Here is a 9,502-nt window from a genome sequence, read left to right as displayed (position 1 = left end):
CACCCGCGAAGGCGACAACCCGCTCGCGAGGTCCGACGCGCCCGTGACGCGGGCCCTCGACTTCTCCACAGGTCAGGGATCGTGTGGTTGAGGTCGTACGGCGCCGGGCACAGGTCGACGCATGACTACCGACCGCGTCCGCGACCTCGACGAGGCGGTGCACCTGCGCCGTGAGCTGCTGGCCGACGGCTACACCGACCAGCAGCTGCGGGCCATGGTCGGCGACGGCGTCCTGCACCGGGTCCGTCGGGGCGCCTACGTCGACAAGCCCCTGTGGGACTCACTGGGCGCGGCGGACCGCCACCGCGTCCTGTCTCGCGCCGTCCTGAAGTCCTCTCACCCGACGACGGTGCTGACGCACGCGTCCGCGGCCGTGGAGCGCGGCGTACCGCTGTGGGGCATCCCGCTCGACGAGGTCCACACGACGCGCACCGACGGCAGGGGCGCGCGTCGCGAGGCGGGCATCGTCCATCACGTCGGTGGCCTCGATGACTCGGACGTCGAGACCATCAACGGAGTCCGGGTGTCCCGCGTCCCGCGGTGCGCCGTGGAGATCATCAGCATCACCTCGACGGAGCCTGCACTGGTCGCCGTCAACGGGATGCTGCACGCCGGTCTGATGACGTACGACGAGCTGTCCGCGGCCGCGCGCGAGATGCGGCACTGGCCGTCGACGATCTCCGCCAACCTCGTCCTCCACCTGGCCGACGGACGGATGGAGTCGGTCGCCGAGACGCGGACCGACTTCCTGTGCTGGTCCCAGCACCTGCCCCGGCCCGTCCCGCAGGTGGTGATCCGCGACGAGAACGGGCGCGAGGTGGCGCGGGTGGACTTCGCGTGGCCGGACCTGAAGGTGTTCCTCGAGTTCGACGGCAGGATCAAGTACGAGCGCTTCCGCCGAGCGGGCGAGACCCTCGAGCAGTACCTCATGCGCGAGAAGCGACGCGAGGAGATGGTCTGCCTGCTGACGGGATGGACCTGCATCAGGATCACCTGGGCAGACCTCGAGCGTCCCGCCGCCACCGCTCAGCGCATCCGCTCGCTGCTGAGCAGCCGGAGCCCCTCCGTGGGCGCCTGACTTCGCGGGCAGGTCGTAGACATCGCGGGTGTTGCAACACCCGCGAACGGTCGACTCCCCCGCGTAGCCGGGGTTCCTGCGGACGGGCGGGAGGTTGCTCAGCCGAGCGGACGGTTCTCGTACGCCGTGGAGAGCACGATGGTCGTGCGGGTCGAGACGTTGGCGGCGGAGCGGATCCGGGCGAGCAGGTCCTCGAGGGCGCGGGGCGTGGCGACCCGGATCTTGAGGATGTAGGACTCCTCCCCCGCGACCGACCAGCAGGACTCGATCTCCTCGATGCCCGCCAACCGCTCCGGGTAGTCGTCCGGCTGCGACGGGTCGATCGGGGTGATCGAGATGAAGGCGGTGAGCGGGCGTCCGAGCTGCTCGTGGTCGACCAGGGCGGCGTACCCGGTGATCAGCCCCTTGCCCTCGAGCCGCTTCACGCGCTGGTGCACCGCCGAGGTCGACAGGCCGGTGGCCTTGCCCAGGTCGGTGAAGGACATCCGGCCGTCCTCCGCCAGCAGCGCCAGGATCTTGCGGTCGGTGGACTCCACCTCAGACATCGTCACGCGCCACAGGCTAGCGAGAAGATCGTGCGAGGATCACGCAGTGACCGCACAGCGACYCATGCTCCTCGACACCGCGTCCCTCTACTTCCGGGCCTTCTTCGGCGTCCCCGACTCCGTGCAGGCCCCCGACGGCACCCCGGTCAACGCGGTCCGTGGCCTGCTGGACTTCATCTCCCGCCTCGTCGACGAGTACCGCCCCACCCACCTGGTCTGCTGCTGGGACGACGACTGGCGCCCGCAGTGGCGCGTCGACCTGATCCCGTCGTACAAGGCCCACCGGGTCGTGGCGGTCCGACCGGGCGACACCCCGGACGTCGAGGAGGTGCCGGACCCGCTGCAGGTCCAGGTGCCGGTCATCCGCGAGGTGCTGGCGGCCTTCGGGATCTCGGTGGTGGGCGCGCCGGGCTACGAGGCCGACGACGTCATCGGCACGCTGGCCACCGGTGCCGGGATGCCGGTCGACATCGTCACCGGCGACCGCGACCTCTTCCAGCTCGTCGACGACACGGCCGAGGTACGGGTGCTCTACACGGCTCGCGGGGTCGGCAAGCACGAGAAGGTCACCGAGCACACGGTCGTGGAGAGGTACGCCGTCCTCCCCCAGCAGTACGCCGACTTCGCCACGCTCCGCGGGGACAGCTCCGACGGACTGCCCGGCGTTGCGGGCGTGGGCGACAAGACCGCCGCCTCGCTGCTCCTGTCGTACGGCGACCTGGCCGGCATCCGGGCGGCCGCGGCGGATCCCGGGTCCGCCCTCGGCCCCGGCCCGCGCGGCAAGATCCTCGCCGCCGCCGACTACCTCGAGGTGGCGCCGACCGTCGTGGCCGTGGCCCGCGACATCGCCCTGGGCGACGGCGATCACCCGCTCCCCGCGGAGCCGGCCGACCCCGGCGCCCTGGCCGCCCTGGCCGAGCGCTGGGGCCTCTCCAGCCCCGTCGAGCGGCTCACCGGCGTGCTGGCCGCGCGCTGAGCTCCGCTCACGACGGCCCGGCCACCGACCTCACTCGGTCAGGGCCGAGTAGGCCACCACCCCACGCTTGAGCAGCCCGACGGTCTCACGGGCCGTGGCCCGCAGCGGCGTCCCGGCGGCGGCGTCGGCCACCTGTCCGGCCAGGTCCAGCAGCTGCTTCATCCAGCGCACGAAGTCGCCGGCCGCCAGGTCGGTGCCGTTGAGCACGTCGTCGAGGTCGTCGCCCTCGGCCCACCGGTAGGCAGCCCAGGCGAAGCCGAGGTCCGGCTCGCGCAGGAAGTCCAGCCGGTGGTCGCGCTCCAGCGCGTCGAGCTGGCCCCACAGGCGCACCATCTGGCCGAGGACCGCCTGGATCCGGGCCCCCGGGACGCGCGGCGAGGACGCGTCGTCGGGACGCCGCGCCTCGAAGACCAGCGCGGAGAGCACCGCCGCCAGCTCGGAGGGCGTCAGGTCGTCCCACAGCCCCTCACGCAGCGACTCGGCGGCCACGAGGTCCATGTCGGTGTAGATCCGACGCAGGTGGCTGCCGCGCTCGGTGACCTTGTCCCCGTCGAGGTACTCGAGCGCGGTCAGCACGTCGCACACCCGGTCGAAGGTCCGCGCCACCGTGTTGGTGCGCTGCTCGACCCGCCGCTCGAGCGTCTGGGTGTCGCGCTGGAGCTTGAACCACCGCTCGGCCCACCGGGCGTGCTCCTCCCGCTCCGGGCACTGGTGGCACGGGTGGGTCTTGAGCCGGTCCCGGAGCTCGGCGATCTCCCGGTCGACCGGGGAGTCGACGAACGCGTCGCCGCGGTCCCGACGCCGCGGGGGCGGGGTGAAGTCGTGGGTCTTGGACCGCAGCGCCGCGGCGAGGTCGCGCCGCATCGCCGGGTTGCGGCCGTTGAAGGACTTGGGCACCCGCATCCGGGTGATCGCCTCGACCGGGGTCGGGAAGTCCATCGCCGCGAGGCGGCGGGCCTGCCGGTCCTGGGTGAGCACGTAGGGCCGGGGCTCGTGGCCGGACAGCCCGGGGTCGATCACCACGGCGAAGCCGGAGAACTTGCCGGACGGCACCATGATCACGTCGCCGGGCTTGAGCCGGCCGAGCGACTCCATCGCCTCGTGCCGACGGTCCTGGCGCCRCTCCCGGGCGGCGCCCTTCTCCACGTCGGTGATCCGGCGGCGCAGCGCGGCGTACTCCATGAAGTCGCCCTGGTGGCAGGTCGCCGCGTCGGCGTAGCCGTCGAGCGCCTCCTCGGCCTTGTGCAGCTGCCGGGCCAGCCCGACGACGGCCTTGTCGGCCTGGAACTGGGCGAACGACTGCTCCAGCAGCTCGCGCGAGCGCGCCCGGCCGAACTGGTGCACGAGGTTGACCGCCATGTTGTACGACGGGCGGAACGACGAGCGGAGCGGGTAGGTGCGGGTCGAGGCGAGGCCGGCGACCTCGCGGGGGTTCATGCCGGGCTGCCACAGCACGACTCCGTGGCCCTCGACGTCGAGGCCGCGACGCCCGGCCCGGCCGGTCAGCTGGGTGTACTCCCCCGGCGTGATGGCGGCGTGGGTCTCACCGTTCCACTTCGAGAGCTTCTCGATGACCACGGTGCGGGCCGGCATGTTGATGCCCAGCGCGAGGGTCTCGGTGGCGAAGACGACCTTGCACAGGCCGCGCACGTAGAGCTCCTCCACGCACTGCTTGAAGGTCGGCAGCATCCCGGCGTGGTGGGCGGCGACGCCACGGGTGAGGCCGTCGAGGAACTCGTGGTAGCCGAGCACGTGCAGGTCGTCCTCGGGAAGGTGGCGGCACTTGTCCTCGACGAACGCGTGGATCTCGTCGCGCTCCTCGGGGCTGGTGAGCCGGACGTTGGCCGACAGGCACTGGGTGACCGCGGCGTCGCAGCCGACCCGGCTGAAGATGAACACGATCGCCGGGAGCAGCCCCTCCCGGTCGAGGCGCTCGATCACGTCGACCCGGCTGGGGATCCACACCCGGCGTCCGTTGCCGACCTGGCGGCCGTCCTTGGAGTCCTTGTTCCTGGGCGAGCCGGGCTTGCCCTTGCGGGGCGATCGGCGGTCCCGCATCAGCCGGGAGCTGGCCCAGTCGTCGCGGGCGATGCGCACCAGCTCGTCGTTGACGGGGGCGCCCTCGCGCACGAACCCGGCGCTGGCGTCGACGTCGGAGGAGGCGAAGAGGTCGAGCAGCCGCCGTCCGACCATGACGTGCTGGAAGAGCGGCACCGGGCGGCGCTCCTCCAGGATCGTGGCGGTGTCACCGCGGACGGTGGAGAGCCACTCGCCGAACTCCTCGGCGTTGGAGACGGTGGCCGAGAGCGAGATCAGCGACACCGACTCCGGCAGGTGGATGATCACCTCCTCCCAGACCGCGCCCCGCATCCGGTCGGCGAGGTAGTGCACCTCGTCCATGACGACGTAGCCGAGGCCCAGGAGGGTGCGCGAGCCGGCGTACAGCATGTTGCGCAGCACCTCGGTCGTCATCACCACGATGGGCGCCTCGCCGTTGACGACGTTGTCCCCGGTGAGCAGGCCGACGTTGGCGGCGCCGTGGCGGGCGACCAGGTCGTTGTACTTCTGGTTCGACAGCGCCTTGATCGGCGTCGTGTAGAAGCACTTGCGGCCGGTGGCCAGGGCGAGGTGGACGGCGAACTCGCCGACGATCGTCTTGCCGGAGCCGGTGGGCGCCGCGACGAGCACGCCGCGGCCCTCCTCGATCTCCTTGCAGGCACGCACCTGGAAGTCGTCGAGCGGGAAGTCGTAGTGGCCCGCGAAGTCGCGGACGGCGGGATGTGCCTTGTCGCGTGCGTACGCCGCGTAGCGCTGCGCCGGGCCCGGGAGCTCGAGGTCGTCGCTCATGCGAGCACCACCAGGGCCCCGGGTGCCGCCTCGACGGTGAGCGGCAGCGCGCCGAACCGCTCGCCGTCCGCGTAGGCGACGATGCCGGGCGCGGCGACGGTCACCCGGCGGACGCGATGGTGCTCGTACTCGGCCACCCGCGTGTGGGTGCCGGAGAAGAGCTTGGGATAGGTGCGGACCAGCTTGGCTCGAGACATCTCCTTGATGATGACCACGTCGAGCAAACCGTCGTCCAGCAGGGCCCCCTCGGTGATCCGCAGGCCGCCTCCGAAGGACGGGCCGTTGCCCACCGCGACGAGCATCGCGTCCACCCGTCGGGTGGCCCCGTCCAGGTCGAGCGTGTAGGGCAGCGGGCGGAAGGTCCGCAGCTCCGCGACGGTGGCCAGGTTGTAGCGCATCTGCCCCCGCGGCCACCGCATGGCGTTGGCCCGCTCGTTGACGATCGCGTCGAAGCCGGCCGCCATCACGGTGACGAAGTGGCGCGAGCCGCTGCGGGCCAGGTCGAGGGTGCGGGTCCGCCGCGCGACGACCCGGTCGGCGGCCGCCACCGGGTCGCGACGCGGCAGGTCGAGGTAGCGGGCGACGTCGTTGCCGGTGCCGGCCGGGATGATGCCCAGCGGCACGCCGGTGCCCGCCAGGGCCTGGACGGCGAGGTGGACGAGCCCGTCACCGCCGCAGACCACGAGCGCCTCGACCCCGTCGGCCACGCTGGCGAGGGCCAGGTCGGCCGCCTCGTCGGCGTCCCGCCCGGCGAGGTTGCGCACGACCAGGCCGCTGTCGCGCAGGCGTCGGAGGGCGGCCTCGCGGTAGCGGCCACCACGCCCCCCGCCCGCGGTCGGGTTGGTGAGCAGAGCCACCTCGCCGCCACCCGCACCACCAGCGACTCGTCCCGCGCCCGCGTCCATGGGTGCGACCCTAGCGCCGGGGAGGCGGCGTCACCCGGAGCGGCGCGACTTCTCCTCGCCGATCCGCAGCAGGGCCGCCCAGTGGTCGGGCGAGGCACCGACGGCCTTGGCGAGGCGACCGAGCGCCTCGAGGACGAGGCCCGCGTCGAAGCGGGTGCCGGGGACCGCGAGCGTCAGCCGGTCGGCGTACCGGACGATCAGCACCTGATCGTGCCGCCACGCCTGGTGGGCACGGAGCCGGGCGTCGTCCCGGACCACCGGGACCGGGTAGGCCTCGTCGACCGCCAGGAGGTCGCACACCTCGTCCGGCTCACCGGCCGTGGTGAGCCGGCCCGCCACCCGGTGGCCGTCCCGCAGGCCGGCGTCGGCGTCCCAGACCACCTGGGCGGTGCCCAGCCAGTCGGGCAGGTCGAAGGGGTCGACGTCGACCACCGGCTGCACGTCCATGAGGGCAGCCTGTCAGACGTCAGAGGGGCGAGAGCTCGTCGGGGCTGAGGCCGGCGTTGGGTCGGCCGCTCGCCTTGCGGCGGTCGTGGGACCGGGCGATGACCTCGGAGATCATGTAGAGGATCACCATCGGCACGGCCATGAACGTCATCGTGAACGGGTCGGCCGACGGCGTCGCGACGGCGGCGAAGATGAAGATCCCGACGATGATCCACGGGCGGTGCGCGGCGAGGGTCTTGCCCGACACGACGCCGGCGCGGTTGAGCATCACCACGAAGACCGGGATCTCGAAGGCCAGTCCGAAGACCAGCAGCGTGCGGGTGAAGAACTGGAGGTACTCGGTGAAGTCGACCAGGTTGGTGACCCCGTCGGGGTTGAGCCCGATCAGGACCTCCAGCCCCTTGGGCAGCGTGACGTAGCCGAGCACCACGCCGATGAGGAACAGCGGTCCGGCGACGAGCACGAAGACCCGGGTCCACTTGCGCTCGTTGGCGTGCAGGCCGGGCAGGATGAACGCCCAGACCTGGTAGAGCCAGTAGGGCGCGGTGGCGACGAGCGCGGCGAAGCCGCACAGCTTGAGGTAGAGCATGAGCCCGCCGCCGGCCCCGCTGGTGGTGGCGAAGGTGGTGCCCTCGGCGAGCGCCGCGGACGCCTGCTGGTACGGCCCGTAGACGAGGTCGTAGAGGAAGTCGAACTGCCACAGGGCGAGACCGAGCGCCACGATGCCCACCATGGCGACGCGCAGGATGCGCGCACGCAGCTCACGCAGGTGGTCCGACAGCGCCATGCTGCCGTCGGGACCGACCGGGTGTGAGGGGCGGGTGGAGAAGAAGCGGAGTAGCCGGGGGGCCTTCACTGACGTACGACGGCCGCGCCGGTCAGCTGGTGTGCTTGTCGGAGCGCGGATCGGTGGGCAGGTCGGTGCCCTGGCCGCGCGCCGTGTCGTGCCCGAGGTCGGTGTGGGTCGGGGGGACGGGCGGCAGCTCGGTCGTCGCGGTCGGCGGCGTGGACTTCTTGTCGTCGTCGTCGTCGCGCAGGCCCTTGGTCTCCGTCTTGAAGATGCGGAGCGCCTGCCCGGTGCCCCGCGCGAGGTCGGGGAGCTTGGCCGCGCCGAAGACGAGGATCACGATGGCCAGGATGACCAGCCACTCCGCGCCCTGGGGCATGCCGATGAGGGGGTGGATCATCATGAGTCTCTCCAGGGTGAGTCGGGGATCGTGCGGTTCATTTCATCGTACGCCGGGTGCGGAGTAGAGGCCGACCGCCGCTCGTGCGCTGGCAGTGAACGATTCGGCGAACTCCCGGGGCGCCACGACCGCGGCGTGCGGAGCCACCCGGAACAGTAGCTGGCGCAGCCACGCCTCGCCGGCGACCTCGAGATCCACGTCGAGGCTGCCGTCGGGCCCGGGCCGGGTGGCGGTGACCGGGTAGTACTCCGTCACCCAGTGGGCGGGCGGGGCGAGGCGGAGGGTCACGGTGGTGGCCGAGCCCTCCTCCGCGAACCAGCCCGACCCCAGGTCCCGGGCGTGGCCGGCCTGCTCGGACACCGGGGTGTCCAGCTCGGTAGCCCGCAGGATCCGGTCCAGCCGGAAGACCCGGTCGCCCCCGGCGGTGTGGCACCACGCGTCGAGGTACGTCGCGTCCCCGACGCGGGTGATCGCGCGAGGCTCGACGACCCGGGTGGAGTGCTCGTCGCGGCTGGCCACGTGGTAGTCGAGCTCGAGCTGGTGGCCGCGGTCGAGGGCCTGCTGCAGCACCGGGACCAGCTCGCTGCCCGGCTCGGGGGTGGCCTCGACGTGCACGCGCTCGGCGGCGGCCGTCTGCCCGGCCGCCTCGAACTTGGCCAGCGTCCGGCGTACGACGTCCCGGGTCTCCGGCGCCGCGCTCTGGGCCAGCGCACGCAGGGCCACCACCAGCGCGGCCGCCTCCGACGGCGCGAAGCTCACGGGGCGGGCGAGGTAGTCGGCGTTGTCGACCCGGATGATCCGCTCGCCCTCGAGGGCGTCGAGGTCGACGTTGATGAGGTCGTCGGGGAAGCCGCCGGGCAGGCCGCACATGAACAGGACACGCAGGTCCCGGTCGAGCTGCTCGGGGTCGACCCCGAGCGCTGCCGCGGCGTCGACGAGGCGCACCTCGCCGTGGGAGTGGAGGTAGGGCACGAGGGCCAGCAGCCGCGCCACCTGCTCGCGGGCGGCGTGGACGACGGGCTTGTCCGCGTCCCTGCTCATCGGGCCACCTCCTGGCGCTCGAGGACCCCTCGCAGGCGGGCCAGCACGTCGGCTCGCAGCTCCTCGGGCTGCTCTACCACCACGGACGCACCGTAGGTCAGCACCTCGGAGGCGAGGTCGGCCTCCGGGCCGGTGACGACCAGGCGGTCCCAGCCGCTCTGCGCGTCGGGTCCCTCGACGTCCTCCTCGACCGTGCTCGCGCGGCGGCGCAGGCCCACCCCGGCGCGCTGGCGCACCAGCACGATCGCCTCGACGTCGCGGGTCCGGGGGGCGAGGTTGGCGGCGATGGCCGAGACGTCCGTGCCGGGAGGGACGTCGTACGCCCCGGCCTTGCCGACGCCCCCGACCTTGCCCTGCACCCGCGAGAGCCGGAAGACCCGCTCGGCTCCCCGGTCGATGTCGTGGCCCACGACGTACCAGCGACCGGAGGTGCGGACCACGCCCCACGGCTGCAGCCGCCGCCTGCGGGGCTGCTC

Annotated in this window: 10 protein-coding genes; 2 read left to right on the top strand and 8 right to left on the bottom strand. The window is 72.6% G+C overall.

Annotated features, from left to right (window positions below; all coding sequences use genetic code 11):
- The first annotated feature begins 121 nt into the window (after positions 1-121).
- Positions 122-1,078 carry a hypothetical protein gene (locus ACXJKL_RS07170; RefSeq protein ID WP_457206368.1) on the top strand — a complete coding sequence of 319 codons (957 nt, stop codon included), beginning with the start codon at positions 122-124 and terminating at the stop codon, positions 1,076-1,078.
- A gap of 98 nt (positions 1,079-1,176) precedes the next feature.
- On the opposite strand, the gene ACXJKL_RS07165 is transcribed toward ACXJKL_RS07170, so the two are convergent.
- Positions 1,177-1,623, bottom strand: a complete 447-nt coding sequence (locus tag ACXJKL_RS07165) for an Lrp/AsnC family transcriptional regulator (protein WP_457206371.1) — start codon at positions 1,621-1,623, stop codon at positions 1,177-1,179.
- A gap of 64 nt (positions 1,624-1,687) precedes the next feature.
- On the opposite strand from ACXJKL_RS07165, the gene ACXJKL_RS07160 reads away from it, so the two are divergent.
- Entirely contained in the window at positions 1,688-2,599 is a 912-nt protein-coding gene (locus ACXJKL_RS07160; protein WP_457206370.1) for a 5'-3' exonuclease, read from the top strand.
- A 30-nt stretch (positions 2,600-2,629) separates the two neighbouring features.
- On the opposite strand, the gene ACXJKL_RS07155 is transcribed toward ACXJKL_RS07160, so the two are convergent.
- The 7 genes from ACXJKL_RS07155 to ACXJKL_RS07125 all read right to left on the bottom strand — a co-directional run.
- Positions 2,630-5,446: a DEAD/DEAH box helicase gene (locus ACXJKL_RS07155; RefSeq protein ID WP_457206367.1), complete on the bottom strand. Its 2,817-nt coding sequence runs from the start codon at positions 5,444-5,446 to the stop codon at positions 2,630-2,632.
- Entirely contained in the window at positions 5,443-6,351 is a 909-nt protein-coding gene (locus ACXJKL_RS07150) for a diacylglycerol kinase (RefSeq protein ID WP_457206366.1), read from the bottom strand. The genes ACXJKL_RS07155 and ACXJKL_RS07150 overlap by 4 nt, the downstream gene beginning before the upstream one ends.
- Before the next feature lie 30 nt (positions 6,352-6,381).
- Positions 6,382-6,798: a hypothetical protein gene (locus ACXJKL_RS07145; RefSeq protein ID WP_457206365.1), complete on the bottom strand. Its 417-nt coding sequence runs from the start codon at positions 6,796-6,798 to the stop codon at positions 6,382-6,384.
- A 19-nt stretch (positions 6,799-6,817) separates the two neighbouring features.
- Positions 6,818-7,654 carry a twin-arginine translocase subunit TatC gene (gene tatC / locus ACXJKL_RS07140; protein WP_457206364.1) on the bottom strand — a complete coding sequence of 279 codons (837 nt, stop codon included), beginning with the start codon at positions 7,652-7,654 and terminating at the stop codon, positions 6,818-6,820.
- A gap of 22 nt (positions 7,655-7,676) precedes the next feature.
- Positions 7,677-7,985 (bottom strand): twin-arginine translocase TatA/TatE family subunit, encoded by a 309-nt coding sequence (gene tatA, locus ACXJKL_RS07135; RefSeq protein ID WP_457206369.1) that lies wholly within the window; start codon positions 7,983-7,985, stop codon positions 7,677-7,679.
- A 42-nt stretch (positions 7,986-8,027) separates the two neighbouring features.
- Positions 8,028-9,026, bottom strand: coding sequence for a helix-turn-helix transcriptional regulator (locus tag ACXJKL_RS07130; protein WP_457206363.1), 999 nt, complete (start codon positions 9,024-9,026; stop codon positions 8,028-8,030).
- The coding region (locus ACXJKL_RS07125) for a helix-turn-helix transcriptional regulator (protein WP_457206362.1) at positions 9,023-9,502 on the bottom strand (480 nt) is incomplete at its 5' end. The genes ACXJKL_RS07125 and ACXJKL_RS07130, both read right to left, overlap by 4 nt.

This window comes from Nocardioides sp. P5_C9_2 (genome assembly GCF_054049555.1).
Note: the sequence above shows the minus strand (reverse complement) of the source record. Positions and strands in the feature narration are given on the sequence as shown.